This is a genomic window from Rhodococcus sp. NPDC003348 (assembly GCF_053589375.1).
In genome coordinates, this window is sequence record NZ_JBSFRT010000031.1 from 35,923 (window position 1) to 62,202 (window position 26,280).

The window sequence follows — 26,280 nt, forward strand, 5'->3', positions numbered from 1 at the left end:
GCGCGGCCCCTACATGAAGTCCGACGGGGAAATGTGCCAACCTATCCGGGTGTCTGCTGAATCTGCTGATCGTCCGGTGTGTGTGCTCGGCCTCGGATTGATCGGCGGATCACTCGTGCGGGCGGCGGCCGCGGCGGGCCGCACCGTGTGGGGCTGGAACCGGTCGGCCGACCCGGTCGAGGGCGCCCGCGCGGACGGCTACGACGCCGACACCGACCTGCAGACCGCGTTGACCCGGGCCCGCGACACCGGCGCCATCCTGGTGGTCGCGGTGCCCGAACCGGCGCTCGACGCCGTCCTGACGCAGGTCGCGGCGCACGCCCCCGACTGCATACTCACCGACGTGGTCAGCGTGAAGGGCTCGGTCTTCGACGCCGTCCGACGGCACGGCCTGGCCGCGAACTTCGTGGGTGGGCACCCGATGGCAGGCACCGCACAGTCCGGATGGTCGGCCGGGGACGTCGACCTGTTCCGCGGCGCGGTGTGGGTGGTCGCCGCCGAGGACGACACCGACCCGGCCGCCTGGACTTCGGTCGCGCGGTTGGCCCTCGACTGCGGGTCCGTGGTGGTGCCCGCCGGGGCCGCCGAACACGACTCGGCGGTCGCGCGGATCTCCCACCTGCCGCACCTGCTGGCCGAGGCGCTCGCCGTCACCGCGGCGTCCGGCGGCGACCTGGCGCTGGCGCTGGCGGCCGGCTCCTACCGGGACGGCACCCGCGTCGCCGGCACCGCCCCGAGGCTGGTGCGGGCGATGTGCGAGGCGAACGCGCAGGCGTTGACGGTCGCGTTGGACGAGGCCCTGGCGCTGCTGACCGACGCCCGCCGCGCCCTGGCCGACTCGGGCAGCACCGAGGCGCTGGTCGAGGCGGGGTACCGGGCACGGAGGCGGCACGACGACCTCGACCGCTGGGACATCACCGACATCGAGATCGGCGGCCCGGGCTGGGCCGAGGCCCTGCGGGACGCCGGCAGGCGAGGCGGAGCGCTGCGCACCCTGTGAGGGAATTTCACCCTCACCGGGGTGAGATCACGCACGGACGCGAAGCGCTCAAATCCGCTCGGCGAGCCCCGGGTAGTCGAGGATGAAGCCGTCCGCGTCGACGGTCACCGACGAGCTCGACACCGGCGACAGCACGTGGATGCCGTCGGGACCCGAGCTGTAGGTCAGGTCCGCAGGCCGCACGCTCAGGTCGGGCAGGTACACGTAGACCACCGGAACCTGGATGTCCTCGGAGTCGTGCTGCATCCCGAACCGGCGGATCGGCAGCGTGTTGAAGAACGGGCTGAGCACCACGTCCACGTCGAGGGCGCCGCCGAACGCGGACCGGTGATGGTTGGTGCCGTCCTCGACCATCCAGTACCCCTCGGCGTCCCGGCTGATCGACACGTGCCGTTCCCCGGCTGCCAGGCTGGCCCGCAGCGACAGGCGTCGGGTCACCCCGGCCTCGTCGGTGACGAGGTCGTAGGAGGCGCTGAACGCGGGGTGATCGGCGCACTGCCCGCCGATGATCCGGCCGGACGCCTTGATCCGGTTGCCCACCAACTGCACTCGCACCGACTCCATCCGAGGCGCGTTGTGTGCCCGCCACGTGAGAACCGCGGGCCAGACGGTGTCGGCGCCCTGAGCTGCATTGGTCACCTGTCTACGGTAAGCGACGTCGACCCGATCAGCAGCGGAGGCACCGATCCGCGTCCAGCGCGTCGTCCTCGGAGCGGTCGAGCACGCGTCGGCGGCGGGCGGGAGCGACATTGTGAACCACCCACGCCGTCTGCGGTCGGGAACCGCGAAACCGACGTGGCCGATAACACATTGGTCACAGAATGGGATTGATCGGATGACAGCCCCAGGAGGTTTTCGATGGCCGACAATCAGGAGATCTGGTCCGCCGAGGCTCGCCTCGTCCTGATCGAAGTGGCCGGCACCTACCAGCGCACCCTCACCTACCAGGAACTCGCCGACACCATCCAGGAGCGGTCCGGCGTCCGGACCCGGAACCTGCTGCAGAACTGGATCGGGAAGACCCTCAGCCGGGTCGGCGGGGACTGCGCCGACCGCGGTGAACCGTTGCTGTCCTCGCTGTGTGTGAGTGTCAACGGCACCGTCGGCGAGGGTTACGCGAAGGCGGTGCGTGCCACCTACGGGATCGACCCCCACGATCTCGAACTGCACGCCGCCGAGGAACGCCTGCGGTGCTACCGCCACTTCGCCGCGATCGACCTGCCCGCCGACGGCGGCGTCGCGACACTGGCACCGAGCGTGGTGCTGGCACGGGCGAAGGCCCAGAAGCGGGACCGCAGCCGCCGCCGCGAGCTGGTCAGCACCTGCGGCGAGTGCTTCCAGGTGCAGTCGCTGACCGGAACCTGCGGCTGCAGCTGGTGACCGAACGGGCGGTCGCCACGGTCGTCGAGCACCATCCGACGCAACCCCGGCGAACCGGACATTCGCGCTGGTAGCCGCGCACTTGTAGTCTTCGCGGCGTGACGACACGTCGGACGGCCTTCGCGCGGATGCGCGGCGGCTTCGCCGGCTCCGTGTCCGGCACCGTCGCCGTCGCCGCCCACGCGATGGGCGGTGGGGCTGCCCCCTCCGAAAGCGCCGTGGTGTTGCTGGTGCTGGCGTGCGCCGCCGTCGGCGCGCTGGTGTCCGCGGCCCGCGTGCGCACCCACGAACTGCCCTTCCTCGCCGCCGCACTGACGGTCGGTCAGGTCGTCGGCCACGCCGCGTTGACGGTCGGCGCCGGCGCCCATCACGGCACCCAGTTCACCCCCGCGATGCTGACCGCGCACGCGGTCGCCGTGTCGGTGTCGGCGGTCCTGATCCGCGGCGGGGGACGCGGCTGCGCCCGCGCCGTCGCCTCCCTGCGCGCGATCCTCCCGGCACCGTTCGCCACCGTCCCTGTCGATGTGCCGCGGACGCCGTCCGCCCCGCCCTACCGGCCGCGCCTCGAACGCTGGCTGCTCGTCGGTGCCCGCCTCGGCACCCGAGGGCCACCCCTCCCCGCCTGACCACACGAAACCCGCCGCCGCGGAACCGATCCGGGACGGCGCCCTTTCGCGTGCCCTTCTCCTCCACCGGGACTGCGACATCGACGCGCGCGGTCACGCAGCGCATCGCGCCCGCGTCCCGGTGGCATCCGACAACGCCCGGCGCAGCCGACCGTCCCGTGTCGTCCGCCGCCGCGGTGTTCCCGCTCGCCGCGTCCCGGCGACCGCTCCGGCCTGCGCCCGCGCGGATCAGCCGACACGACGAGCCGACCCGAATCGAGACACCTCATGTCCGCACCCGACATCGAGCGGGCCATCCCCGCCCCCTCCCCCGACGCCGCGCCGCCCGGCCGGCGGCGCACGCTGCGGCCGCTGATGATGCGCCTGCACTTCTACGCGGGGATCCTCGTCGCACCGTTCATCCTGGTCGCCGCCGTCAGCGGCGCCCTCTACGCCATCGCACCCACCCTCGAGCAGGTCGTCTACCGCGATTACCTGCACGTCGAGTCCACCGGCCCGGCCCGCCCGGTGGCCGAACAGGTCCGCGCGGCCGAACGGGTGCGTCCCGACCTGACCGTCGCAGCCGTCCGCCCGGCCCCGGAACCGGGCGACACCACCCGCGTCCTGTTCACCGACCCCTCGCTCGGCGAATCCGAGCGGCTGTCGGTGTTCGTCGACCCGGCGACGGCGCAGCCGATCGGCGAGCTCGTGGTGTACGGCAGCAGCAGCGCGCTGCCGATGCGCACCTGGATCTCGCAGCTGCACCGGCATCTGCACCTGGGTGAGCCGGGCCGGATCTACAGCGAACTCGCCTCGTCGTGGATGTGGGTGATCGCCCTCGGCGGCGTGTACCTGTGGTGGGACCGCTACCGCAAGGCCCGTGCCCGTGACGGCGCGACCGCACGGCTGCTCACCGTGGACCGCTCGGCGACGGGACGCGGTCGCACGCTGGGCTGGCATGGGGCCGTGGGTGTCTGGATCGCCGTGGGTCTGGTGTTCCTGTCGGCGACGGGGCTGACGTGGTCGAAGTACGCCGGTGAGAACGTCTCGGAGCTGCGCTCGGCGCTGAGCTGGACCACCCCGGCCCTCGACAAGACCCTCGGCGCCGCACCAACCGGTACCGGCGGTGGCCACGACGGCCACGACGGGGCACCCCACGCGCCTGCGGACACCTCGATTGCGGGCACGAACGTCGACCGGGTCGACTCCGTCCTGACCGTCGCCCGCGAGAACGGGGTCGACCGTGCCGTCGAGGCCTCGATCCCCGCGGACGCGACGACCGCGTTCACCGTCGCCGAGACGCGGCAGCCGTGGGTGTTCGCCACAGATTCGATCGCCGTCGACGGCGCCACCGGGCAGGTCACCGACCTGCTGCGGTTCGCGTCGTGGCCGCTGGCCGCGAAGCTGACGTCGTGGGGCATCCAGCTGCACATGGGTCTGCAGTTCGGGCTGCTCAACCAGCTCGCACTGGCCGCGCTCGCGGTCGCGCTGGTGACGGTGATCGTGCGCGGCTACATCCTGTGGTGGCGTCGCCGCCCGACCCGCGGCTCGGATTGGGCGGTCGGAAGGCCCCCGGTGCGCGGCACGCTCCGGCAGGTGCATACGGCCGTCGCGGTCGGCGTGGCGGTCGCGGCGGTCGCGGTCGGCTGGTTCGTCCCGCTGCTCGGGCTGAGCCTGCTCGGGTTCCTTCTGGTCGACACCGCGGTCGGGCTGGCCAAGCGCACCCGCGCCTGACGTGAGCCCCGAACGGGCGGTTGCCGGCTCGGCACTCGGTCGAGTGCCACCCCCGGCAACTGCCCGTTCGGCAGCGACGTCCGATGCCCGGATACGCGACATCCCCGCCACCTGGTGGTGACGGGGATGTCGGTTGTGCGCCCGAAGGGATTCGAACCCCTAACCTTCTGATCCGTAGTCAGATGCTCTATCCGTTGAGCTACGGGCGCAGGTCTTCAGTTGTGTCGGTCCGTGAACCGACGGTGCCAGCAAGCTGACATGGCGGAAGCGAGAGGATTTGAACCTCCGGTCCCCTGTAAGGAGGACAACTCATTAGCAGTGAGTCCCATTCGGCCGCTCTGGCACGCTTCCTAGGCTCAGGTCCTTTCGAACCGCCGGGACGAAAGATTACACAGGGTCCGCTCGATTCTGCAAAACGGCTGGTCACCCCCGCGTTATCGCAGGTTGCTGTCGAACCAGCCGAGGATCCGCTGGTGCGCGTCGAGGATCGGATCGCCCTCCTCAACGTCGGGCGTCAGGCGCGGCGGCTCGTCCGCTCGATGCGCGAGGCCCGGGTAGCTGACCACGTTCGTCGCGACCGGGGCCTTCGCGACGGCGTCCCGCAGCGCCTCCACCTGTTCGGGCGGGGTCTGCGGATCGTCCTCCCCGTACAGCCCGAGCCAGGGCGCCTGCAGTTCGCGGGCAGCGTCGACGAGTGCGGGCACGTCCGCACCGAGCCGCGCGACGATGCCGCGGGCGGCGACGCTGACCGCGGCGCCGATCGGGCGGTTGGTGGCGACCAGCAGCGCCGCGGTGCCCGCGTCGTCGAACCCGAGCACCCCGACGCAGTCCGGGTACACCCCGCGCGCGACGAGCCAGTCGAACGTGGCGTCGAAGTCGGCGAACAGCGCGTCGCCGAAGACCTCGACGTCGCTGTGCGCCGGCTCGCGGTGGAACAGGTCCGGTGCGACGACCAGCCAGCCCTCGCCTGCGAGCAGCCGCATCAGGTCGAGCAGGGCATCGGACAGTGCGCGGGACTCGTACAGGACGACGACTCCGCCGCGCGCGGGTCCGTCCGGGGCGACGGCCGTCAAGGGCACTCGCTCGGGAGCATCGTCGCGCTGCTCCCCGCCGGCACGGAGGACCGCGCCGTCCGTGAAGATTCCCGACATACGTCCACCTTGGCACGCGGCGGGCGACCGCGCCCCCACCAGTTTTCCGGGCCGCGCATAATTGGACCCCGTGACCGCACGCATCCGCCCCGACCTGGCCGATTTCCCCGCTTACGTGCCCGGGCGCAGCTTCCCCGGCGCCATCAAGCTGGCGAGCAACGAGATCACCTCCGGCCCGCTGCCGTCGGTGGCGGCGGCGATCGCCGAGGCGGCCGCGGGCGCGAACCGCTACCCGGACAACACCAATGCCGTGTTGCGGGAGGCGCTGGGCGCGGCGCTCGGCGTCGGCGCGGATCGGGTCGCCATCGGCTGCGGGTCGGTGAGCCTGTGCCAGGAGCTGGTGCAGATCGCGGCCGGCACCGGCGACGAGGTGATCTTCCCGTGGCGCTCGTTCGAGGCCTACCCGGTGGTGACGAAGGTCGCCGGCGCCACCCCGGTGCCGGTGCCGTTGACCGCCGATCACGCGCACGACCTGGACGCGATGGCGGCCGCGGTCACCGACCGCACCCGGCTGATCTTCGTCTGCAACCCGAACAACCCGACCGGCCGGACGCTGAGCGCGGCCGAGATCACCGCGTTCCTCGACAAGGTCCCCGCGCACGTGCTGGTCGCGCTCGACGAGGCGTACTTCGAGTACGTGCGTCCCGGCGACGACGCGGGCACGCCGATCGCGGACGGTGTCGCCCTCGCCGAGGGGCGATCGAATGTCGTTGTGCTGCGGACGTTCTCCAAGGCGTACGGCCTGGCGGGCCTGCGGGTCGGCTACGCGGTCGCGGATCCGGCGATCGTCGCCGCACTGGGCAAGGTGCACACCCCGTTCGCGGTCAGCGTCGTCGCTCAGGCCGCGGCGGTCGCGTCCCTGTCCGCGTCCGCCGAGCTGCTCGCCCGCACCGACGCCGTCGCCGCCGAACGGACCCGGGTGCGCGAGGCGCTGCTCGCCGCCGGCTACGAGGTGCCCGAGTCGAACGGCAACTTCGTGTGGCTGCCGCTCGGCGAGCTGGCCGCCGCGTACGGCGAGGCCAGCGCCGAAGCGGGTGTCCTGGTGCGCCCCTACGGCGTGGACGGGGTCCGGGTCACGATCGGCGACCCGGACGAGAACGACGCGTTCCTCAAGTTCGCGACCGGCACCGGCCGCGACCTCGTGCAGTCCTGACGGTGGCTCAGACCCGCAGCGCGCGGGCCAGCGTGGGCCACGCGTCGTGCAGGTCCTGCTGCCAGTACGGCCACGAATGCGTGCCGGTGTCCCGGTAGCGGAAGGTCGCGGGGATACCGAGGTCGCGTAGTCGGGTGTCGAACAGACGGGTGCACTGCAGCGCGGCCGCCTCGAGTGCGGCGCCCAGGGTCATCGCGCTGAGGCCGTCGACGGTCGTCGGATCGTCCAGCAGGCCCACGGCACCGTTGCCGGTGGAGACGTAGATCTGCTTACCGCGCAACGCTTCCGCATTCCGCATCGGATCGTTCGCCGCCCACGCCGGGTCGCCGTCCGGGCCCCACATGTTGTCGGCGTCGCCGCCCTTCCACGCGACGGTGGCCCGCACCGACAGCCGGGAGTTCGACTGCCCGTTGTCCGCGCAGCCGCTGAACGCGGCCACGCCCGCGAACCTGTCGGGGTGCCGGGTGGCCAGGTTCAGGGCGGCGTGCGCGCCCATCGACAGCCCGGCGATCGCGTTGACGCCGTTGCCGGCGAACCGGGCGTCGACGATCGGCGGCAACTCCTGCGTCAGGAACGTCTCCCACTCGTCGACGCCGAGTGTCGGATCGGGCCGCAACCAGTCGGTGTAGTAGCTGCCGGTCCCGCCGACCGGCAGCACCACGTTGACGGGCTTGTCGGCGAAGAAGTCGACGGCGTCGGTCCGCTGCGTCCAGGTACTTTCCCGGTAGTTCGACTCCTCGCCACCACCGGCACCGTCGAGGAGGTAGAGGGTCGGCCGTGGACCGGTACCCGGCGGCGGCAGCAGCACCTGGACCTGCACGGTCTCGCGCATCGACGGCGAGTGCACGAAGACGGCGGCGCGGCGGTCGGTGAGCATCGTGACGTGGTCGACGGCCGCGGCCTCCCGCAGGGACGGCCCACGGGGTCCGGCCCCGGCCGAGGGAGTGATCAGGCCGCACAGGACCACGGACAGAGCCAAGGTCGCGAGTAGCTTCATGAGCCCACCTCGTGCGGCACCCCGCCGGGTTGCGGACGGACCGCTGCGGGCCACGGTAGCGGATGTGCCGGGGGCCCGCAGTGCGAGACGAATCCCGTTGCCCCATCTCGTTGTCGGACGGTCGACCAGAACATGGCACCCGCGTAAGAAGATCGTTACCACGCGAAACTTCCCAGTTCAGAACGCCGTTCGGCAGGAACGTCCACCGATGCGGAGTTAGGATTGTCGCGCCGATCCCTCCATCAACCGAGGTGCATCATGCGAATTCGTCCTCGTTTCCGGTCCGCGGGCGTCGCACTCGCCGCCTGCGCGACCCTCGCAGTCGGCAGCGCCTGCGCCTCCGATCCCGCCGAGGCCGCGACCGGCGACACCCTCAACGGCCCTGTCGTGAACGTCGGCAACGGAAGCGCGCACTCGTACGTCACCGTCGGCGCTGACGGCACCCCGGCCGCGACCGGGATTCGGATGACGCCGGCCGCACTGGACGGGCTGACCACGGCCGCCGACGTGCCGATGCAGACCTTCCAGCTAGCACTGCCGCAGGGCGCCCCGGCCACGGTGTTCGACCACCTCACCCTCGACTGGAACCCGCACGGGCACGAACCTGCCGGGGTGTTCACCAAGCCGCACTTCGACATGCACTTCTACATGATCGACGCGGCGGCGGTCGGCGAGATCACGCCCATGCGAGTCGATTTCGTTCCTCGTGCATCGAATGTTCCACCGGCGCAGTACATGCCGACCGGATACATGGCCCCACCCGGGATACCGGCCATGAACACGGTGCCCGACATGGGGCTGCACTGGTTCGACGGCGCAGCGGGAATCGCGCCCGGATTCGATTTCCGGCAGGTGCTGATCGCCGGATCCTGGGACGGCGCCTACACGTTTCTCGAGCCGATGATGACCCGCGAGTGGATGCTCACGAAGCAGAGCGTCGACGAGCAGGTCAAGCAACCCGCGGCATACGCGAAGTCCGGCTGGTACCCGACCACCTACACCGTGCGCTTCGACGAACCCGCGAACGAGTACGTCATCGAACTCGGCGGGATGACGATGCGGCAGGCGTCCTGAAGGATTACGAACGCTTTTGAAACCAAATAGTTCTGGCGCGCTCCCCAACCCGGCACGGGCCACACGAGCGAGTCCGCACCCGCACCTCCTGACGCAGCAGGACGATAACGGTGCCGTCATTCGCTTTCCGGACGGCGATGACGGGACTACAGTCGACCCAACTCGTCTCGTTCAACTCGTCTCTTCGTCCGCAAGGTGGGGATCGCGATGAAGTCGATTACGAAGATGTCGGCAACGGCCCTGGTCGCCGGAGCACTGTTCGTCGGAGCGGGTACCGCGTACGCGGATCCGGCACCGCCTCCGCCGCCGCTCACGAAGCAGCAGGCCCTCGACAACATGCTCGCCGAACTGGGGCTGGGCTGGGCGCAGGGCGGTGCCGCGGGTACCGCGATCGGCGCGGCGATCGGCCTCGGCATCGGCTGCATATCGATGTTCCCGGGCAGCCTCGCCGGCTGCATGATCGGTGCCCCGACCGGTGCAGCCATCGGCGCCATCGTCGGCATCGGAAACGGGAACCCGAAGGCCCAGCAGGCCATCGAGACGTACATCAACACACCGGGCTAGCGTCGGGCCGCCTATCCGGCGAGCTCGTCCGGTCCGATCGGATCCTCGGCCCAGGCTTCCGTGCTCATCGCGGTACCCGAGCGCAGCCACCGGACGGCAAGTCCGGCGGCGACGACCACGGCGGTTGCTGCCACCAATCGCGTCATGGGCGCGAGCCTTTCACACGAGCGACGCGGGACGGTACTCGCCGTACACGCCGCGGTCGTCGCCGGCGAGGTACTGCTCGTGCTGGATCTGCGCGCGAGCAGCGAGCGCCGACGCCTGGGCGCGTTCGCCGTTCAGGCGGTCGCGGCGGCGCGCGAGGGCGGCGCTGCCGAGCTTGTAGGAGCCCCAGCCGACCACGCCCAGCACGATGGCACCGAGGATCAGCATCCACAGGCTCAGCACCAACACCAGAACGATCGCGGCGCCGATCCAGCCGCCCGGTACCTTGCGCATGTCCGCCTCCTGACAGTTCGGGCACCAGTGTCGCAGCGGCCACCGACAGCCCTCCGCGGTCGCGCGGGACACCCCGGCCGCGGCCTTCCCGGGTCGGCAACCACCCGAGGCCAACGAAAAGGCCCCGACCTGGAGATGCCAGGTCGGGGCCCTTGGCGGAAGCGGAGGGATTTGAACCCCCGTTGGTTTTACCCAAGCTCGCTTTCAAGGCGAGTGCATTCGGCCGCTCTGCCACGCTTCCGTGGCGAATCCTAGCCGCCGGGGGCGGTGTGGGACGAACCGGCGCGCGTCTCAGGCGTCGGGACGGGCGTCGAGCGCGGCGTCGACCTTGTCGAACACCGTCGCCACTCCGACGAGTTCGTCGGCGTCGAGCAGGTCGATCAGGTAGCTGCGCACGCCGCGCACGTGCGTCGGCGCCGCCTCGGCCAGTTTCGCCCGGCCGGCGTCGGTGATCAGGGCGAGGACGCCGCGGCCGTCCTCGACGCAGGTGCTGCGGGTGACCAGGTTCTCCGACTCCATCCGCCGCACCTGGTGGGTCAACCGGCTGCGGGAGGACAGCACCCCGTCCGCCAGCTCGCTCATCCGCACGGACCCGTCCGGCGACTCGGAGAGCATGACCAGAATCCGGTAGTCGGCGAGGGAGATGTCGTGCCGGGACTGCAGTTCCCGGTTGAGCACCTCCATCAGGCGCTGACTGCCGTCGATGAATCCGCGCCACGCCCGCATCTCCACGGCGTCGAGCCACCGGGGGGACGCGTCCTCCGCGTCTGCGATCTCTACTGCCACCCGGCCAGTCTAGTGACCGATCCGCCGATCAGTCGCCGCTCAGGATTGACGTGTCCAGTTCCGCGACCGACGCGAAGCCGGCCAGGCCGAGGGTGACGTCGAGGTCGGCGAGGAGCATCCGCAGCGCGTGCCGGACGCCGTCCGCACCGGCGATTCCCAGCCCGTACACCCACGGCCGCCCGTACAGCACCGCGTCCGCGCCGAGGGCGAGTGCCTTGATGACGTCGGCGCCGCTGCGGATCCCGGAGTCGAGCAGCACCGTCGCCCGCTCCCCCACCGCCGCCGCGACCGGGCCGAGCGCGTCGAGCGCACCGATCGCGCCGTCCACCTGGCGGCCGCCGTGGTTGCTCACCACCACACCGGACGCACCGGCGTCGACGACCGCGCGGGCGTCGTCGGGGTGCACGACGCCCTTCACCACGACCGGTAGGTCCGTCCACTCCCGCAGGCGCGCAATGTCGTTCGCGCGGATCGCGTGGTTGCCGAACATCGACACCCAGGTCAGCACCGCCATCTGCATGGCCTCGGTGCTCTCCTCCGGCGGACTGGCCAGCCGGGACCGGAACACCGGATCGGAGAGATAGTTTGCGATCCCCTTCGCTTTCAGGAACGGCAGGTGACCGAGTTCGAGATCGCGTGGCCGCCAGCCCATTCCGGGAGTGTCCGCGGTGACCACGATGGCCTTCGCGCCGGCGGTGGTGGCGCGCCGAACCAACGATTCGGCGACCCCGTCGTCCGACGGCCAGTACAGCTGATACCACCAGGTGTCCCCGGACACCTGCGCGACGGTCTCGATCGGGGTGGACGCCGCGGTCGAGAGCACCGACCCGACACCGAGTTCCGCCGCCACCGCCCCGACCGCGGCCTCCGCGGCCGGGTGCACGAGTTCGAGCACCCCGACCGGCGCGGTCAGCACCGGCGCGGCGAGCTTGGTCCCCAGCACCTCGACGCTCAGGTCCCGGGCGTCCGCCGCGGCGGTGCCGCGCAGCATCCGCGGCACGATCCGGTGCTTGTCGAACGCCGCCAGATTCGCCGCGGCGGTGCGTTCGGTGGACGCGCTGCCCGCGATGTAGCCGAACGCCTCCGGCGAGAGCCGCTGCCGGGCCAGCTCCTCGAGACCGGCCGCCGTCATCGGCAGTTCGGGCACCGCACCGCCGAGCCCGGCGAAGTAGATCTCGTTCTGCATGTTGCCGAAGTAGGTCACCGCGTGACCGTAGCGCCCGAAACGCCCCGCCGGGCCGGGACTGCAGTTGCTTGCGCGGGAACAACCGATAGCGTCGAGCCATGCATGCGATCACCGTCACCAGTCCCGGCGGCCCCGAGGCCCTGCAGTGGGCGGAGGTTCCGGACCCGGCACCCGGTCCGGGCCAGGTTCTCCTGGACGTCGCCGCCACCGCCGTCAACCGCGCCGACGTGCTGCAGCGACGCGGCCTGTATCCGCCGCCGCCCGGCGCCAGCGACATCCTCGGCCTCGAATGTTCCGGCACCGTCGCCGCGGTCGGCGACGGGGTGCGCGACTGGCAGGTCGGCGACCGGGTGTGCGCGCTGCTCGCCGGCGGCGGCTACGCGGAGAAGGTCGTGGTCCCGGCGGGCCAGCTGCTGCCGGTGCCGGACGGCCTGGACCTCGTGGCCGCGGCGTCGCTGCCCGAGGTCGCGTGCACGGTGTGGTCGAACCTGGTGATGATCGGCGGGATGCACGCGGGGCAGCTGGTGCTCATCCACGGCGGCGGCGGCGGCATCGGCACCCACGCGATCCAGGTCGCGGTTGCACTCGGCGCCACGGTCGCCGTCACCGCCGGTTCCGAGCACAAGCTCGCTGCCTGCCGCGACCTCGGCGCGACGCTCACCGTCAACTACCGCGAGGACGACTTCGTCGCCGCGGTCCGCGACACCCCGCAGCGCGGCGCCGACCTGATCCTCGACAACATGGGCGCCAAGTACCTGGACCGCAACGTCGACGCGCTCGCCAAGGACGGACAGCTCTGCGTGATCGGCATGCAGGGCGGCGCGGTCGGGGAACTGAACCTGGGCAAGCTGATCGCCAAGCGGGGCCGGGTCTTCGCGACCGGCCTGCGGGGTCGCCCCGAGACCGGCCGCTCCAGCAAGGCGGAGATCGTCACCGAGGTGACGCGGAAGCTGTGGCCGCTGGTCGCGGACGGCACCGTCCGTCCGGTCGTGCACGCGGAACTGCCGATCACCGAGGCCGCCGCCGCCCACGAGATGCTCGACTCCGCCGACACCGTCGGCAAGGTCGTCCTCACCCTCGCCTGACCCTGCCCACCGATCCCCGATTCACCAGGCCTCCGGTTCCGTAATGTCACATCGGCTGGCGTCAAGTGAGCCGATGTGACATTACGGAACTTTGGGGTGGGGGCGCGGTCAGCCGAGCGAGGCGACGGCGCGGACGAGCTGGTCGATCTCGTAGCGGGTCGTGTAGGGGGCCAGGCCGATCGTCACGGCGCCGCCCTCCTCGTTGACGCCGAGGGAGTCGAGCAGGCGGCTGCCCTTGCCGCCGACGACCGTGCCGATGCGGCGTTCGGCGAAGTGCACGGCGACCTTCTCGGCGGGCACCCCGGCGACGGTGAAGCTGATCGTCGGGACCCGGCTGTACGAGGTGCCGATCAACGTCACCTGCGGCAGCCGGCGCAGCGACGCGAGGAGCCGCTCGAACAGCCGGTCGTGGTAGTCCTGCAGCGAGCTGATCGACGTCTCGAGCCGCTCCCGGCGGGATCCGGTCGCGGACTCGTCGAGGTTCGCGAGGTAGTCGATGGACGCCGTCAGCCCCGCCAGCAGCGCGTACTGATGGCCGCCGAGTTCGAGGCGGCTCGGGCCGGTGGCGTGCGGGTTCAGCGAGATCGACGGGATCCGGTCGATCAGCCCCGGGTCGCGGAACACCAGCGCACCGATCTGCGGGCCACCCCAGCTGGGTCCGCTGACCGCGAGCACGTCCGCGCCGAGTTCGTGGATGTCGACGTGCGCGTACGGGGCGGCGGCGACGGCGTCGCACACCATCAACCCGCCCATCTCGTGGATCCGGTCCGACGCGACCCGGACGTCGGGCGCGGAGCCGACGATCGGCGACGCGGCGGTCAACGCGACCAGCCGGGTGGTCGGCCCGATGAGTTCGGCGAACTGCCAGCTCGGCAGGTCGCAGGTGTCGATCTCGACCTCCGCCCACCGGACCTGCGCGCCGTAGCGGTTCGCCACTCGCAGCCAGGGCGCGACGTTGGCCTCCTCGTCGAGCCGCGACAGCACGACACCGGTGCCGAGCCCGAGCCGCGAACTGAGCGCCTCCGCCAGCCACGCGAGCAGCGTCGCCCGGTCCGGTCCGAGGACGACACCGGCGGGGTCACCACCGACGAGGTCCGCGACCGCTTCGCGGGCGGCCTCGAGGATCTCGGCGGCACGGCGGGCACCGACATGCCTGCCGACCTGCGAGGAGGCCGATCCACGGAACGCGGTCGACACGGCGGTCGACACGGAATCGGGGTGCAACATTCCGGACTGCGGATCGAGATGGATCCATCCGTCCCCGAGTGACGGGATCAGTCCCCGCACCCGGGCGACGTCGTAAGCCATGCCCGACAGCCTAAGACCTGTTTTCATCGCGATGCGATCGGGATGACGGATTGCACACCCCGGCAGCCGATCTGAAATGCCGCGGCACGGCGGGTCACGTGGGGTCTTAGCGGATCGCCGCTGGAACCGACAAGATGGAGTCATGACGCAACCGGAGAATGAACACGTCGTCGTGATCGGACCCGACGGTCAACCCGTGGCCCTGACGTCGACCGGCCCGGCGCCGGACCCGACCGCCGCGGCCTCGGACAACGGCAGCGGCGAACCGGGCGGTGGCGACGAGCAGGGCGGCGAGTCCCTCGCCGACATGGTCGAGCAGCCGGCGAAGGTCATGCGGATCGGCACGATGATCAAGCAACTCCTCGAGGAGGTGCGCGCGGCTCCGCTCGACGACGCCAGCCGCAACCGGCTCAAGGAGATCCACAAGTCGTCCATCCGCGAGCTCGAGCAGGGTCTCGCGCCGGAACTGCGCGAGGAGCTGGAACGGCTCGCGCTGCCGTTCACCGACGACAACGTGCCGTCCGACGCCGAGCTGCGGATCGCGCAGGCCCAGCTGGTTGGCTGGCTGGAGGGCTTGTTCCACGGCATCCAGACGGCGCTGTTCGCGCAGCAGATGGCGGCGCGGGCGCAGCTCGAGCAGATGCGGCAGGGCGCGCTGCCGCCTGGTCTCGGTGGCGCCGCTCACGTCCAGCCGGGTCAGCAGGCGCAGCCGGGCACGGGCCAGTACCTGTAGGCGGTGTGCTGCTCGTGCGCGGTTCGCGGGTCCGTCCACCCGTGAAGTGCGCACGAGCGGCGGGGGCGTTCTCGGCAGGCCGGTAGGCTCGGACCTCGTGTCAGCATCCGCCCTCGAATCCGAGACCGCCGCGACCGCCTCGCCGCCGGCCTCCGACTCGCAGACCTTCCGCCGCGCGGTCAAGGACCTCCGCGACGGGTTCGCACAGCGTGAACTGTGGCTCAGCCTGGGCTGGCAGGACATCAAGCAGCGTTACCGGCGGTCGGTGATCGGTCCGTTCTGGATCACCATCGCCACCGGCGTGCAGGCCACCGCGATCGGCATCCTGTACGCGGCGCTGCTCGACATGCCGCTCGACGAGTTCCTGCCGTACGTCACCGTCGGCCTGATCGTGTGGAACCTCATCAACGCCTCGATCATCGAGGGGTCCGAGGTGTTCATCGCGAACGAGGGTCTGATCAAACAGCTGCCGTCGGCGCTGAGCGTGCACATATATCGCCTGGTGTGGCGGCAGCTGCTGTTCTTCGCGCACAACCTGGTGATCTACGTGATCATGGTGGTCGCGTTCGCGGTGTGGCGGGACCTGAGCTGGGCGTCGCTGGCGGCGATCCCCGCCATCGCACTGATCGTGCTCAACGCGCTGTGGGTGTCGATCGTGTTCGGCATCTTCGCGACCCGCTACCGGGACATCGCGCCGATCCTGTCGTCGCTGACCCTGCTGCTGTTCGTGCTGACGCCGATCATGTGGACGACGCAGAGCCTCGAGGCGCAGGGCGGCGCGGTCGCCGATCGGGCGAAGATCGCCGAACTCAACCCGCTGTTCCACTACCTCGACATCGTGCGCGCGCCGATGATCGGGCAGCCGCAGGAGCTGTACCACTGGTACATCGTGCTGGGGATCACCGTCGTCGGCTGGGCGGTCGCCCTGCTGGCACTGCGCAAGTACCGGGCCCGCGTGCCCTACTGGGTCTAGGGGGTCCACCGTGAGCAAGGTCAGCATCGACACCCACAACGCGTGCGTCGACTTCCCGATCTTCGACGCCAAGTCCCGGTCGCTGAAGAAGGCGTTCCTCGGCAAGGCCGGCGGCGCGATCGGCCGCACCGACTCCGACGTCGTCGTCGTCGAGGCGCTCAACGACATCACGATGTCGCTGAAGGAGGGCGACCGGGTCGGACTGGTCGGCCACAACGGCGCCGGCAAGTCGACGCTGCTGCGGCTGCTGTCCGGCATCTACGAGCCGACCCGCGGCAGCGCCCACATCCGCGGCCGCGTCGCGCCCGTCTTCGACCTCGGTGTCGGCATGGACCCGGAGATCTCCGGCTACGAGAACATCATCATCCGCGGCCTGTTCCTCGGGCAGACCCGCAAGCAGATGCTCGCGAAGATGGACGAGATCGCCGACTTCACCGAACTCGGCGAGTACCTGAACATGCCGCTGCGCACGTACTCGACGGGCATGCGGGTGCGGGTCGCGATGGGCGTCGTCACCTCGATCGACCCGGAGATCCTTCTGCTCGACGAGGGCATCGGCGCCGTCGACGCCGAGTTCATGAAGAAGGCGCGCGTCCGGCTGCAGGCACTGGTCGAACGCTCCGGCATCCTGGTGTTCGCGAGCCACTCCAACGAGTTCCTCGCGCAGCTGTGCAACAGCGCGATGTGGATCGACCACGGCCGGATCCGCATGCAGGGCGGCATCGAGGAGGTCGTGCGCTCCTACGAGGGCGACGACGCCGCCGACCACGTCCGGCACGTGATCGCCGAGATGGAACGCGAACAGGCCGGGCAGACGAAATGAGCGAACGGATCGTCGGTGTCGTCGTCACGCACCGCCGACGCGAACTCCTCGCCGAGTCCCTGGCGGTTCTCGCCGCCCAGTCCCGGCCGCTGGACCACCTGGTCGTCGTCGACAACGCCGACGAGGACGCGGTGCGGGAACTGGTCGAGTCGACGCCGATCCCCACCACGTATCTCGGGTCGAAGCACAACCTCGGCGGCGCCGGCGGCTTCGCGCTCGGCATGCTGTACGCGCTCTCGCTCGGCGCGGACCGTGTCTGGCTCGCCGACGACGACGGCCGCCCCGACGGACCGGACGTCCTCGCCACCCTGCTCGACTGCGCGACCCGGCACGGACTGGCCGAGGTGTCGCCGGTGGTCTGCGACATCGACGACCCCGACCGGCTGGCGTTCCCGCTGCGCCGCGGCGTCGAGTGGCGCCGCCGCCGCAGCGAACTCGGCGACGAGGAGTTCCTGCCGGGGATCGCCTCCCTGTTCAACGGCGCCCTGTTCACCGCCGCCGCGATCGACGCGGTCGGGGTGCCGGACCTGCGGCTGTTCGTCCGCGGTGACGAGGTCGAGGTGCACCGCCGTCTGGTCCGGTCGGGGCTGCCGTTCGGGACGTGCCTGCGGACCGCGTACGTGCACCCGAACGGCGCGGACGAGTTCAAGCCGATCCTCGGCGGGCGGATGCACACCCAGTACCCGGACAACGAGACGAAGCGGTTCTTCACCTACCGCAACCGCGGCTACGTGATGTCGCAGCCCGGCATGCGCAAGCTGCTGCCGCAGGAGTACGCCCGCTTCGGCTGGTACTTCCTCGTCCAGCAACGCGACGTCCGCGGGTTCCGGGAGTGGATGCGCCTGCGCGGGCTGGGCCGCCGGGAGAGGTTCGAGCGTCCCTGACGCCTTCGCGCGGGAAACGATGACCGGTCGCGAGGCCGCGGCCCGCGCTAGTGTTCGTCCCCATGAGCGCCCCCGCCGCCGCACCGGATCCCCCGGTGTCGGTGCACGTCCTGGGGTCGGTGCGGGCCCGGGTCGGCGGGACACCGGTCGATCTCGGTGGCCCGAGCCGGCGGGCGGTGCTGGCGCGGCTGGCGGCGGCGCGCGGGGCGGTGGTGTCGACGGATCTGCTGATCGAGGACCTGTGGTCCGGAGGCGCCCCGCCGAAGGCGCTGGCCGCGCTGCAGGTGCACATCTCCTACCTGCGCCGCATCCTCGAGCCGGGCCGCCGGGCCCGGACCCCGGCGCGGGTGCTGGTCAGCGACCCGCCCGGATACGCGCTGACCCTGCCCGGAACCGCCGTGGACGTCTGGCACTTCGAGGCGCTGGTGCGGCGTGGGCTCGACGCCGCCGATCCGGCGCGCCGAGCGGACCTGTTCGAGCGGGCGCTGGACGTGTGGACCGGTCCCCCGTTCCAGGAACTGGCCGACGTCGACTGGGCACTGCCCGAGATCGCCCGGCTGCAGGAGTTGCGCCGCACCGCCGTGGAGGAACACGCGAGAAGCGCACTGGAACTGGGCAACCCGGAGTCGGTGGCGGCGCGGTTGGACCGGCACGTCGCCGACAATCCCGGACGGGAGGCGGCGGTCGCGCTGCTGGCGACGGCGCACTACCGGGCCGGGCGCCCCGCCGACGCCCTGACCACCCTGCGCACCGCACGCGAGTACCTCGCCGACGAACTCGGCGTCGACCCCGGACCGCGGCTGCGCGACCTCGAGCGCGACATCCTCACCCACGCCCCCGCCCTCGCACCGGCTCCGACGCCGGTGGCCGCCCCGCCGACGCCGGCGAACGGGCGCCCGGACGAGCTGGCCGCGCTGCTCGCCGAGGCCGAGCGCGCCGCCGCCACCGGTCTGCGGCTGGTCTGGGTCGGCGGCGAAGCGGGTGCTGGGAAGACCACCCTGCTCACGCACCTCGTCACCGCCCTGACCGCACGCGGCTGGTGTGCCGCGTGGGGGCACTGCCCGGAGGTCGACGGCGCACCGCCCGGATGGCCGTGGGGTGAGGCGCTGCGCGATCTGCGCGAGCGGTACCCGATGGACCCCACGACCGCGCAGCAGCTGTCGAACCTGCTCGGGGAGAACGGTTTCCACGCCTCGGGTGCGAGCCCGTTCTGGCTGTCGCAGGCGCTGCCCCCGTACCTGTCGTCGGTGGCGCAGCGGGCCCCGCTCGTGCTCGCCCTCGACGACGTCCACCGCGCCGACGAGCTGACCCTGCAGCTGCTGCGGCACGTCGCGGCCCGGGCATCGGGTTCACCGCTCCTGGTGCTCGCGACCTTCCGCGAGGAATCGCCCGAGCTGTCCGCGGCCCGGGCGGCGACGGCCGGAGCACCGGGTGTCCGGATCGAGTTGGGTGCGCTGTCCGAAGCGGGCGTCGCGGCGGTCGCCCGGGACGCCGGGCTCGACGCGCTGTCCGGGCCCGACATCACCCGGCTCACCGACCGCACCGGCGGAAACCCGTTGTTCGTCAAGGAGTTCGCCCGGCTGATCGCAACCGGCGGCACCGGCTCCGCGGAACTGACGGTGCCCGAGGGTGTTCGCGACGTGCTCCGCCGGCGCATCGCGCGACTGCCCGAGCCGAGCGTGGCGGCACTGCGTCGCGCATCGGTGCTCGGGCGCGAACTCGACCTGGACATCCTGCTGGCCGTCGGCGACCAGAGCGAGGACGCGCTGCTCGACGCGCTCGAGCCGGCGCTCGCGGCGAACCTGCTCGCCGAATCCGGGCCCGATCGGCTCCGGTTCCCGCACATGCTCATTCGCGACACCCTCTACGCGGACCTGCCCTGGATCCGGCGGTCACGCCTGCACGCCGCCGCGCTCACCGCACTCTCCGCGCGGGCACCCGACGACCTCGCGACACTGGCCCGGCACGCGATCGCGTCGGCGACACCGGCGACCGCGGCGGCGGCCGCCCGGCACGTGGCTCGCGCGGCCGGGCAGGCGGACGCGCTGTCGTCGTACCGGGAGTCGGCCCAGCTGTGGGGCGCGGCCCTGCACCTGTGCGAAATGTCGTCCACGCCGGACGAAGCCCTGTTGCTCGACGTGCTCGTCCCCTACGTCGGCGCACTCGCCCGCACCGGCGACGTCGTCTCCGCGCGCCGGTACCGCCAGGCCGCGATCGACGCAGCGACCCGCCAGGGTGACGAAGCGGCTCTGATCCGGGCGCTGACCGCCTGGACCGCGCCGGTGACCTGGTACATCCGCACCGGCCCGGACGTCGACGAGGCGGTCGTCGGCCCACTCGAGGCGCTGCTGCGCTCCGCCGACCTCTCCGACTCGGATCGGGCTCTGCTGTTGATAGCCAAGGTCTTCGAGATCGAGGAGAACGATTTCGCCGCCGTGCTGGACGCGGCACACGAGGCGCTGCGGCTCGCGCGCACCGTCGGCGACCCGATGGTGCTGCGCCGGGCGCTCAACGCGTACGGCTACATCGCGTACGGCCCGGACTTCGCGGCCGAGCGGCGGGCCGTCGCGGAAGAACTGCTCGCCGTCGCGGGCGCGTCCGGCGATCCGGGGTTCCAGGCGCAGGCCCACTTTCAGTTGTTCATGGCGGCCGCGGCCGACGGCGACCTCGACGAGGCGCGCGAGCAGGCCACCGAGGCGGTCGAGTACGCCGCGGGCAACCAGCTGTCGCAGATGCTCGGGGCGCTCGACACCTTCCGCGGTCTCACGGACATCGTTGCCGGAGAACTCGATTCCGCTCTCGAACGCTACGACGCGGCGGCTCAGCAGCTGGCCGCGGCGGGCACCGGCAATGCCGACTGGTTGCGGGTGATCGGACGGGTCGGCGTCGGAGTCGCGGCCGGAAGCCTCGCCGACGTCGCCGCCGACCTTGTCGTCGTCGAGGAACACTGGCCGCAGGCGCTGCGGCCCGCGGTGGTGCTCGCGCTGCTCGACGCCGGCGACGAGACCCGGGCCCGGGAGTTGTGGGCGGGCCTCGTCGACCCGCCGCGCGACTACTACTGGCTGGCCATGACGACCTTCCGGGCCCGGGCCGCGGTCCGGCTCGGCGACCGGGCCACCGCCGAGCGGTGCCGAGACGAACTGACGCCGTTCGCCGGCCGGTTCGCCGGGCTCGACTCCGGGTCGATGTATGCGGGACCGGTGGACGCCGCCCTGGCGGAGCTCGCCGAGTATCTCGGGGACCCTGCCTGGGCGGCGCGTCATCAGGAGGCCGCGACCGCGCTCAGTGCGCAGACGCGACAGCGGTTGCGGGCCCGGCAGCGGTAGCCGATCGGGAGGGAGCCGAGGCGCGGAAGGCCCGCACCATCAGCACCCCGATCGCCGCGAACGCCAGACCGCGGGGCAGTTCGATCATCAGGCCACTGAGCCCCTGCACGTACGGCACCGGGATCAGCAACACGATGCCGCCGGCGATCATCAGCGCCGCGATCCACCGCGGGACCGCCCGCGAACGCCACAGCGCGGCGCCGAGCAGCACCTCGCCGATCATCAGGCCCAGCCCGGAGACCGTCATCAACGCGGCGAACGGGGTGGTGTCGATGATCGAATCGGTGCCGGACAGCACGCCCGCATCGGAGCCGTCGAGAGCCAGCGGAACCGCGATGAAGGCCTCGACCGCGAGGTGCGCGATCCCGATCACGGTGGAGGACACGAAGTAGACGACGAACGCGACCAGGCCGGGCAGTCCGGCGCGTGCCGACACCCAGGAGTACATGCCCGGCAGGCCGAGCAGCAGGAGCAGCGTGCCGACGAACAGCAGGTACTGCGGGTAGGGGACGGTGTTGGCGGACAGCGCGGCCACCGAGTGGCCGCTGTCGTCGGCCACCGGGTGCAGGATGCCCCCGGTCAGGTTGAACGCGAGCGCGACCACGAGGGCGAACCCGCTGAGGCGGTAGAGCAGTGCAGGTGTGATGGTCATGGCCCCACCATCGCGCCGCGCACTTGTCGGCGACTTGTCGTCGGCCGCCTTCGAGACCACCGATGTGGTCGGTGAGGGCCACTGGCGTCGTACAGACCGCGCCGGCGCGGCACGTGAACGCGGGTGCTCGAGTTGCCGCTCGGAGAGTGTCACCCCGAGGCCTGCGTTCAAGGCAGCCGCCTCCACGCATGGTTACCGGTGAGGCTATGCAGTGCCGCGCCTTCATCTTTCGCGGAATCCTCGGATTCGAGTAGGCCACTACTCGTTCGAACATGTTCGATAACCGACACACTCTTTAGAAGAGCGTCCCGATTCCGCAGTGCTCACGATCTAGGCAAGGAATTACCATGGCCGAGCTATTGGTCAACACGACCACCCATCAGCTTCAGCATCAGCCCTATGTCGCGGGATTCTCCACGTCAGGCATTCCGCGGTTCTTCGCCGTGTGGTCGGACAGCAGCGACGCAACCATCAAGGGCCGCATCTTCTCGCCAGACGGAGCTCCATCCGACGGTGAACTCGTGATCAATACATCGACGCCAGCCGGAGCGAATACGAACCGACAACTGCCTATCGTCTCTGGAACCTTCTCCGGGCCGGTCGTGGCTTGGATCGAGCAGGCATTCAACCCGCCGGGCCCGCCTCCCCATGTCAAGGCTCAGCGATTCAACAGCGAGGCCCAGAAGTTGGGCCCGGAAATTCAGATCAGCACGTCAGATATCGACCCCGAACACCGCCCTGCGATCACCTCGATGATCGACGGTGGCTTCATTGTCGTGTGGGTCGACGCACGGCCCGATCAGCGGATACGAGCGCAACGATTCAACATCGACGGCACGAGGAGCGGTCCTGAGTTCACCGTCAACATCACCGAAGGATTTCACCAGAACCCGATCGTGACGCGCCTAGAAGGCGAAGACGCTAACGGAAACCAGGGAAACTATGTCATCGCCTGGCGCAGTGATCCTTCGCCGCCTGGGGGTGGAGCGCTGACGTTTCGCATATTCAACTTCGACGGAACACCTGTGACCGGTGAAACCCGACCCAACCTCTCCGGCTTCAATGGCGGCAAAAGCATGACGCTCCTCGATGATGGGCGCTTCGTCATCGCCCACGTGAGAACTCTGGGCACCAGCGACATAGGGGTTACGAAGAGTGCGGTGCACGCCAACGTGTTTGAACCCAACGGCGTCTCTGCGAACATACCGATCTTCGCCACCGTCGGCGGACAAGAGATCAATTGCTTGTCGCCTGCCCTTGCGCCACTGCAGGAGAGCCGCTTCCTATTGACATGGGTGCAGAAGCGAGCAGACACGTTCGACACCACGACAAGTGTCAGAGCGCGCGTGTTTTCCGCCCAGCAGGGGAATTCCGTTGGCGACGAAGTACAGGTCAACACCACAACGGCTGGCGACCGGTTCGGAGCAGTTGTCGCGAGAGCCGGAGGCTTCGGGGAACCCGAATCTGCGTTCATCACCTGGAGCGACAGCAGTAAGACGCCACCAGACACCTCCGACTTCTCAGTGCGCGCCCGAGCGGGTCGAATCGTCGGCGGACTGGAGGTTCTCTAGGCGTCGAGGAGGTCCTGTGCAATCGATAGGGGTATCCGTGAGTATGTTGGCGATTGGCAGTTGGCCCGCTTTGAAAGAGGCGTGGATATCACAGTGCGTGAGTACAACGCCGCGAGAGGCAACCACCGAGGCACGACCCCGGTGAGGTTCAGCCGGCCAGGTTCGCGAACGGCCGTTGACGGTGCGCGGCCTTGAGTGGGCAATCATCTCGCGTTCGATCGCGCGGGCGTCATCGTCGGGGGTGGGCTTCCATCCGACGAGCAGGTCGGCGTGATCGGCGAGCTGCCAGATGTGGCGGCCGCCCCAGTGTCCGACGGGGTCGCCTGCGCCGTGGCAGCGATACCGGGACGCCCGCCCCGGTCGCCCGGTCCCGGTGACCCGGGTAGCGTGGCTGACGGGGCGCCCGGCTCGGCCGGGCTCGCCCATCCGACCGGCATCCGATCGACCGTACCCACGATCGAGGAGGTGGAATCGGATGATTCGCGGCCTTCGCCGGACAGCGCGGCTCAAGCTCCAGCGCGCGTTGGCCGAGGTGATCCACGACGCCAGTGTCCAGGCGCGGCAGGAGCAGGAGAACCGGCACGATCAGCTGCTGGCCGACCTGGCCGCCACCAGCGGCGAATTGAATCGGGTGCTCGCCGAACTGGAAGCGGCGCGCGGTCAGATCGCGACGGTCCGGGAGTACCTGGCGGAACTCGAGCACCGGGCCCGCCGGGACCTGCCCTACGCGCTCGACGTCCGCGCCTGCGCCGAGTCCGCCGCGTTCGTGGTCGAGCACATGCCGACCACCGCGGTGCGCCGGCACCCGCACGAGACCCTGCGCCTGGCGCTGTCCCGGGCGCGCGTCGACGGCCTGGCGCTCGAGTTCGGTGTCGCCGGGGGCACGAGTCTGCGGATCATCGCCGACGCGCTGCCCCGCGTCTACGGTTTCGACGTGTTCACCGGACTGCCGGAGACCTGGCGTACCGGCTTCCCTGCCGGCGAGTTCGCCCAGCCGGCGATCCCGAACGTGCCCGGCGCCCAGATCGTCCCCGGACTGTTCGCCGACACCCTGCCGCAGTTCCTGGCCGAGCACCCCGGTCCCGTCGCGTTCGCCCACCTCGACGCCGACCTGTACTCGTCGACCAGCACGGTCCTTCACCTGATCGCCGACCGGCTGGTGCCGGGCACGGTGTTGGTGTTCGACGAGTTCTTCAACTACCCGGGCTGGCAGGCCCACGAGTACCGCGCGTGGACCGAACTCGTCGAGCGCACCGGACTGAGGTTCGAGTACCTGGCCTACACCGCCGACGACGAGCAGGTGGCGGTCCGGGTGTGCGACTGACGTCGCCTGACACCCGGTACCCCGCTACCTGCGCAGCAGCACGACCTGCGAGACCGGGAACGACCACCGCTGCTCGATGTGCAGGCCCGCGCGGGTCAACTCGCCGAACTCCGGGGCGTCCTCGAAGCGGTGGGGTGGCACCGTCCAGAGTTCGTTGGAGATGTGCCGGATGGTGTACGGCTGGTCGCGATCGCGGTCGGTGAAGTACCAGAGCGTGGTGCAGGAGGTCAGCGGCTCGGCGAGGTCGGTGATCGGCCGTTCCTCGTCCCACAGCCAGCCCTGGCTCGCCGCGGTCCGGCCGAGTCCGATGTCGCGGACGCCGTCGAACGCGGCCGGGTTCGCGTTCATGACCAGCCGTTGTGAGGCGGGGTTCCAGCCGGGCTTCCCGAACAGCACGCAGTCCCCCGGCCGCATGTGCTCGGCGGCGAAGCGGTTGACCGCCGAGAAGTCCATGCCGCTGGGCTTGGCGTCGGGTGCCCGCTGCGCCAGGTAGTTCGGCAGCGCCAGCGCCGCGAGCACCGCGACACCGAGACCGGCGACCCACGCCCGCGCGGTCACCCGTGTCAGCGCCCAGCCGATCAGCAACGCCGCCGCCGGCACCGTGAACAGGAGGTAGCGCGGCGTGTACATCGGTTGCCCGACAAGCGAATACCCCACCAGGGCGATGGTGGGCAGGAGCAACCACGGCAACGCCACGACCGGCACGGTCACCGCGGACACCGGGGATCGCCGCGCGAGCAGCGCCGCCGCCACGAGGGCGGCGGCCGCCGCCGCGAAGGCGGGCGCCCCGACGAACCACTGGTACTCGGTGATCGCGCGCCACACCCGATGATCCACCGGCGGGATCCACGCCACCTGGCCGGACTGGCCGATGACCTCCAGCGCCACCGGCGAGGCAAGGAGCGCCCCGGCCGCCGACGCCGATGCCCAGCCGATCCAGGTGCGCCGCGGGGCGCGCCGGAACGCGAGAACGACGGCATGCACGGGCACCATCGCCGCGAGGTACACCAGCGTGACGACCGCGAGGGCGACACCGAAACCGTATGTGGCCCAGAGGATCAACCGTCGACCCGGCGCCGCGTCCGCGGCGACGAGCAGGAGCACCGTCAGCCACACCGCGACCGCCGCGGACCCGGCGAAGGACCTCGCCTCGACGGCGGACCAGGTGACCGCGGGGAGCACGACGAACACCAGTCCGGCGAGCAGCCCGGTGCGGCGGTCGGCCAGCCGGCGACCGAGCACGACCACCCCGGCCGCCGCGACGCCCGCTGCCAGTGCGCTCGGCACCCGCGCGGACAGCGGCGAGACGCCGAACACCGCGAACCAGTGGTGCATCACCCAGTAGTAGAGCCCGTGCACCGCATCCTGATTGGCGAGCAGCGCCCACAACTCGGACGGGCTGCGGGTCGCCGAGTGGACGGTCGCGACCTCGTCGTACCAGAACGACGGGCGCCCCGCCCCGGCCACGCCGACGAGGAAGCCGAGCGCCCCCACCAGTGGGGCGTCGATCCGGGCGGGTGCGGCCTTCACGGG

The 26,280-nt window shown here is 70.9% G+C and carries 25 protein-coding genes and 3 tRNA genes; 15 read left to right on the forward strand and 13 right to left on the reverse strand.

The annotated features are described in order from the left end of the window. Positions 1 to 31 precede the first annotated feature (31 nt). Positions 32 to 1,000 carry a prephenate dehydrogenase gene (locus ACWDU4_RS19605; protein WP_450115588.1) on the forward strand — a complete coding sequence of 323 codons (969 nt, stop codon included), beginning with the start codon at positions 32 to 34 and terminating at the stop codon, positions 998 to 1,000. A gap of 48 nt (positions 1,001 to 1,048) precedes the next feature. On the opposite strand, the gene ACWDU4_RS19610 is transcribed toward ACWDU4_RS19605, so the two are convergent. Further along, positions 1,049 to 1,639 (reverse strand): putative glycolipid-binding domain-containing protein, encoded by a 591-nt coding sequence (locus ACWDU4_RS19610; protein ID WP_450115589.1) that lies wholly within the window; start codon positions 1,637 to 1,639, stop codon positions 1,049 to 1,051. 219 nt (positions 1,640 to 1,858) lie between these two features. Here ACWDU4_RS19610 and ACWDU4_RS19615 point away from each other — a divergent pair, with 219 nt between their 5' ends. The 3 genes from ACWDU4_RS19615 (at position 1,859) to ACWDU4_RS19625 (ending at position 4,719) form a co-directional block, all read left to right on the forward strand. Further along, the gene (locus tag ACWDU4_RS19615; RefSeq protein WP_450115590.1) at positions 1,859 to 2,380 is read left to right on the forward strand and encodes a hypothetical protein; all 522 of its coding nucleotides are present in this window, start codon (positions 1,859 to 1,861) and stop codon (positions 2,378 to 2,380) included. A 98-nt stretch (positions 2,381 to 2,478) separates the two neighbouring features. Then, on the forward strand, positions 2,479 to 3,006 hold the full coding sequence (locus ACWDU4_RS19620) for a hypothetical protein (protein WP_450115591.1): 528 nt from the start codon (positions 2,479 to 2,481) through the stop codon (positions 3,004 to 3,006). A 267-nt stretch (positions 3,007 to 3,273) separates the two neighbouring features. Further along, a complete protein-coding gene (locus ACWDU4_RS19625; protein ID WP_450115592.1) occupies positions 3,274 to 4,719 on the forward strand; it encodes a PepSY-associated TM helix domain-containing protein in 1,446 nt (481 codons plus the stop codon). 136 nt (positions 4,720 to 4,855) lie between these two features. Here ACWDU4_RS19625 and ACWDU4_RS19630 read toward each other — a convergent pair. The 3 genes from ACWDU4_RS19630 to ACWDU4_RS19640 form a co-directional block, all read right to left on the reverse strand. Next, a tRNA-Arg gene (locus tag ACWDU4_RS19630) sits at positions 4,856 to 4,928 on the reverse strand. 50 nt (positions 4,929 to 4,978) lie between these two features. Beyond that, positions 4,979 to 5,070: transfer RNA gene (locus tag ACWDU4_RS19635), tRNA-Ser, on the reverse strand. 83 nt (positions 5,071 to 5,153) lie between these two features. After that, positions 5,154 to 5,870 (reverse strand): dienelactone hydrolase family protein, encoded by a 717-nt coding sequence (locus tag ACWDU4_RS19640; RefSeq protein WP_450115593.1) that lies wholly within the window; start codon positions 5,868 to 5,870, stop codon positions 5,154 to 5,156. Between the two features lie 70 nt (positions 5,871 to 5,940). Between ACWDU4_RS19640 and hisC the strand changes: the two genes are divergently transcribed. Next, a complete protein-coding gene (hisC, locus tag ACWDU4_RS19645; protein ID WP_450115594.1) occupies positions 5,941 to 7,023 on the forward strand; it encodes a histidinol-phosphate transaminase in 1,083 nt (360 codons plus the stop codon). 7 nt (positions 7,024 to 7,030) lie between these two features. Here the strand turns inward: hisC and ACWDU4_RS19650 are convergent, their stop codons facing one another. Continuing rightward, positions 7,031 to 8,020 (reverse strand): alpha/beta hydrolase, encoded by a 990-nt coding sequence (locus ACWDU4_RS19650; RefSeq protein ID WP_450115595.1) that lies wholly within the window; start codon positions 8,018 to 8,020, stop codon positions 7,031 to 7,033. 258 nt (positions 8,021 to 8,278) lie between these two features. Here ACWDU4_RS19650 and ACWDU4_RS19655 point away from each other — a divergent pair, with 258 nt between their 5' ends. Next, complete coding sequence (locus ACWDU4_RS19655) at positions 8,279 to 9,094, forward strand: DUF5602 domain-containing protein (RefSeq protein ID WP_450115596.1); 816 nt, start codon at positions 8,279 to 8,281, stop codon at positions 9,092 to 9,094. A 207-nt stretch (positions 9,095 to 9,301) separates the two neighbouring features. Next, positions 9,302 to 9,658, forward strand: a complete 357-nt coding sequence (locus tag ACWDU4_RS19660) for a hypothetical protein (RefSeq protein WP_450115597.1) — start codon at positions 9,302 to 9,304, stop codon at positions 9,656 to 9,658. Positions 9,659 to 9,669: 11 nt separating this feature from the next. On the opposite strand, the gene ACWDU4_RS19665 is transcribed toward ACWDU4_RS19660, so the two are convergent. The 5 genes from ACWDU4_RS19665 to ACWDU4_RS19685 form a co-directional block, all read right to left on the reverse strand. Further along, positions 9,670 to 9,804 carry a hypothetical protein gene (locus ACWDU4_RS19665; protein WP_450115598.1) on the reverse strand — a complete coding sequence of 45 codons (135 nt, stop codon included), beginning with the start codon at positions 9,802 to 9,804 and terminating at the stop codon, positions 9,670 to 9,672. 13 nt (positions 9,805 to 9,817) lie between these two features. Continuing rightward, entirely contained in the window at positions 9,818 to 10,096 is a 279-nt protein-coding gene (locus ACWDU4_RS19670) for a hypothetical protein (protein WP_450115599.1), read from the reverse strand. 153 nt (positions 10,097 to 10,249) lie between these two features. Then, positions 10,250 to 10,337, reverse strand: a tRNA-Ser gene (locus tag ACWDU4_RS19675). 50 nt (positions 10,338 to 10,387) lie between these two features. Continuing rightward, on the reverse strand, positions 10,388 to 10,822 hold the full coding sequence (locus ACWDU4_RS19680; protein ID WP_450115627.1) for a MarR family winged helix-turn-helix transcriptional regulator: 435 nt from the start codon (positions 10,820 to 10,822) through the stop codon (positions 10,388 to 10,390). An 88-nt stretch (positions 10,823 to 10,910) separates the two neighbouring features. Further along, positions 10,911 to 12,068 (reverse strand): alpha-hydroxy-acid oxidizing protein, encoded by a 1,158-nt coding sequence (locus ACWDU4_RS19685; RefSeq protein ID WP_450115628.1) that lies wholly within the window; start codon positions 12,066 to 12,068, stop codon positions 10,911 to 10,913. Between the two features lie 98 nt (positions 12,069 to 12,166). Here ACWDU4_RS19685 and ACWDU4_RS19690 point away from each other — a divergent pair, with 98 nt between their 5' ends. Continuing rightward, a complete protein-coding gene (locus ACWDU4_RS19690) occupies positions 12,167 to 13,153 on the forward strand; it encodes an NAD(P)H-quinone oxidoreductase (RefSeq protein ID WP_450115600.1) in 987 nt (328 codons plus the stop codon). Positions 13,154 to 13,261: 108 nt separating this feature from the next. Here the strand turns inward: ACWDU4_RS19690 and ACWDU4_RS19695 are convergent, their stop codons facing one another. Beyond that, positions 13,262 to 14,461, reverse strand: a complete 1,200-nt coding sequence (locus tag ACWDU4_RS19695; protein ID WP_450115601.1) for a cysteine desulfurase-like protein — start codon at positions 14,459 to 14,461, stop codon at positions 13,262 to 13,264. Positions 14,462 to 14,603: 142 nt separating this feature from the next. Between ACWDU4_RS19695 and ACWDU4_RS19700 the strand changes: the two genes are divergently transcribed. The 5 genes from ACWDU4_RS19700 to ACWDU4_RS19720 all read left to right on the forward strand — a co-directional run bounded on the left by ACWDU4_RS19700 (position 14,604) and on the right by ACWDU4_RS19720 (position 21,200). Beyond that, positions 14,604 to 15,194: a bacterial proteasome activator family protein gene (locus ACWDU4_RS19700; RefSeq protein WP_450115602.1), complete on the forward strand. Its 591-nt coding sequence runs from the start codon at positions 14,604 to 14,606 to the stop codon at positions 15,192 to 15,194. A gap of 97 nt (positions 15,195 to 15,291) precedes the next feature. Then, positions 15,292 to 16,167, forward strand: a complete 876-nt coding sequence (wzm, locus tag ACWDU4_RS19705) for a galactan export ABC transporter permease subunit Wzm/RfbD (protein WP_450115603.1) — start codon at positions 15,292 to 15,294, stop codon at positions 16,165 to 16,167. Positions 16,168 to 16,177: 10 nt separating this feature from the next. Beyond that, a complete protein-coding gene (wzt, locus tag ACWDU4_RS19710) occupies positions 16,178 to 16,990 on the forward strand; it encodes a galactan export ABC transporter ATP-binding subunit Wzt/RfbE (RefSeq protein WP_450115604.1) in 813 nt (270 codons plus the stop codon). Then, entirely contained in the window at positions 16,987 to 17,874 is an 888-nt protein-coding gene (glfT1, locus tag ACWDU4_RS19715) for a galactofuranosyltransferase GlfT1 (RefSeq protein ID WP_450115605.1), read from the forward strand. The genes wzt and glfT1 overlap by 4 nt, the downstream gene beginning before the upstream one ends. A gap of 62 nt (positions 17,875 to 17,936) precedes the next feature. Next, on the forward strand, positions 17,937 to 21,200 hold the full coding sequence (locus tag ACWDU4_RS19720; protein ID WP_450115606.1) for a BTAD domain-containing putative transcriptional regulator: 3,264 nt from the start codon (positions 17,937 to 17,939) through the stop codon (positions 21,198 to 21,200). Here ACWDU4_RS19720 and ACWDU4_RS19725 read toward each other — a convergent pair. Beyond that, positions 21,157 to 21,852, reverse strand: a complete 696-nt coding sequence (locus ACWDU4_RS19725; protein ID WP_450115607.1) for a hypothetical protein — start codon at positions 21,850 to 21,852, stop codon at positions 21,157 to 21,159. The genes ACWDU4_RS19720 and ACWDU4_RS19725 overlap by 44 nt on opposite strands. A gap of 347 nt (positions 21,853 to 22,199) precedes the next feature. Here ACWDU4_RS19725 and ACWDU4_RS19730 point away from each other — a divergent pair, with 347 nt between their 5' ends. After that, positions 22,200 to 23,423 carry a hypothetical protein gene (locus ACWDU4_RS19730; RefSeq protein ID WP_450115608.1) on the forward strand — a complete coding sequence of 408 codons (1,224 nt, stop codon included), beginning with the start codon at positions 22,200 to 22,202 and terminating at the stop codon, positions 23,421 to 23,423. A 475-nt stretch (positions 23,424 to 23,898) separates the two neighbouring features. Further along, positions 23,899 to 24,747 (forward strand): class I SAM-dependent methyltransferase, encoded by an 849-nt coding sequence (locus tag ACWDU4_RS19735; protein WP_450115609.1) that lies wholly within the window; start codon positions 23,899 to 23,901, stop codon positions 24,745 to 24,747. 24 nt (positions 24,748 to 24,771) lie between these two features. On the opposite strand, the gene ACWDU4_RS19740 is transcribed toward ACWDU4_RS19735, so the two are convergent. Next, positions 24,772 to 26,277 carry a glycosyltransferase family 39 protein gene (locus tag ACWDU4_RS19740; protein WP_450115610.1) on the reverse strand — a complete coding sequence of 502 codons (1,506 nt, stop codon included), beginning with the start codon at positions 26,275 to 26,277 and terminating at the stop codon, positions 24,772 to 24,774. Between the last annotated feature and the right edge of the window lie 3 nt (positions 26,278 to 26,280).

Excerpts from the sequence above, each read along its gene's own strand:
- ACWDU4_RS19605 (WP_450115588.1), top strand. The coding sequence starts at position 32 with ATGTGCCAACCTATCCGGGTGTCTGCTGAATCTGCTGATCGTCCGGTG.
- ACWDU4_RS19615 (WP_450115590.1), top strand. The coding sequence starts at position 1,859 with ATGGCCGACAATCAGGAGATCTGGTCCGCCGAGGCTCGCCTCGTCCTG.
- ACWDU4_RS19625 (WP_450115592.1), top strand. The coding sequence starts at position 3,274 with ATGTCCGCACCCGACATCGAGCGGGCCATCCCCGCCCCCTCCCCCGAC.
- ACWDU4_RS19640 (WP_450115593.1), bottom strand. The coding sequence starts at position 5,870 with ATGTCGGGAATCTTCACGGACGGCGCGGTCCTCCGTGCCGGCGGGGAG.
- ACWDU4_RS19650 (WP_450115595.1), bottom strand. The coding sequence starts at position 8,020 with ATGAAGCTACTCGCGACCTTGGCTCTGTCCGTGGTCCTGTGCGGCCTG.
- ACWDU4_RS19655 (WP_450115596.1), top strand. The coding sequence starts at position 8,279 with ATGCGAATTCGTCCTCGTTTCCGGTCCGCGGGCGTCGCACTCGCCGCC.
- ACWDU4_RS19660 (WP_450115597.1), top strand. The coding sequence starts at position 9,302 with ATGAAGTCGATTACGAAGATGTCGGCAACGGCCCTGGTCGCCGGAGCA.
- ACWDU4_RS19665 (WP_450115598.1), bottom strand. The coding sequence starts at position 9,804 with ATGACGCGATTGGTGGCAGCAACCGCCGTGGTCGTCGCCGCCGGACTT.
- ACWDU4_RS19670 (WP_450115599.1), bottom strand. The coding sequence starts at position 10,096 with ATGCGCAAGGTACCGGGCGGCTGGATCGGCGCCGCGATCGTTCTGGTG.
- ACWDU4_RS19680 (WP_450115627.1), bottom strand. The coding sequence starts at position 10,822 with ATGCGGGCGTGGCGCGGATTCATCGACGGCAGTCAGCGCCTGATGGAG.
- ACWDU4_RS19685 (WP_450115628.1), bottom strand. The coding sequence starts at position 12,068 with ATGCAGAACGAGATCTACTTCGCCGGGCTCGGCGGTGCGGTGCCCGAA.
- ACWDU4_RS19690 (WP_450115600.1), top strand. The coding sequence starts at position 12,167 with ATGCATGCGATCACCGTCACCAGTCCCGGCGGCCCCGAGGCCCTGCAG.
- ACWDU4_RS19695 (WP_450115601.1), bottom strand. The coding sequence starts at position 14,461 with ATGGCTTACGACGTCGCCCGGGTGCGGGGACTGATCCCGTCACTCGGG.
- ACWDU4_RS19700 (WP_450115602.1), top strand. The coding sequence starts at position 14,604 with ATGACGCAACCGGAGAATGAACACGTCGTCGTGATCGGACCCGACGGT.
- glfT1 (WP_450115605.1), top strand. The coding sequence starts at position 16,987 with ATGAGCGAACGGATCGTCGGTGTCGTCGTCACGCACCGCCGACGCGAA.
- ACWDU4_RS19720 (WP_450115606.1), top strand. The coding sequence starts at position 17,937 with ATGAGCGCCCCCGCCGCCGCACCGGATCCCCCGGTGTCGGTGCACGTC.
- ACWDU4_RS19725 (WP_450115607.1), bottom strand. The coding sequence starts at position 21,852 with ATGACCATCACACCTGCACTGCTCTACCGCCTCAGCGGGTTCGCCCTC.
- ACWDU4_RS19730 (WP_450115608.1), top strand. The coding sequence starts at position 22,200 with ATGGCCGAGCTATTGGTCAACACGACCACCCATCAGCTTCAGCATCAG.
- ACWDU4_RS19735 (WP_450115609.1), top strand. The coding sequence starts at position 23,899 with ATGATTCGCGGCCTTCGCCGGACAGCGCGGCTCAAGCTCCAGCGCGCG.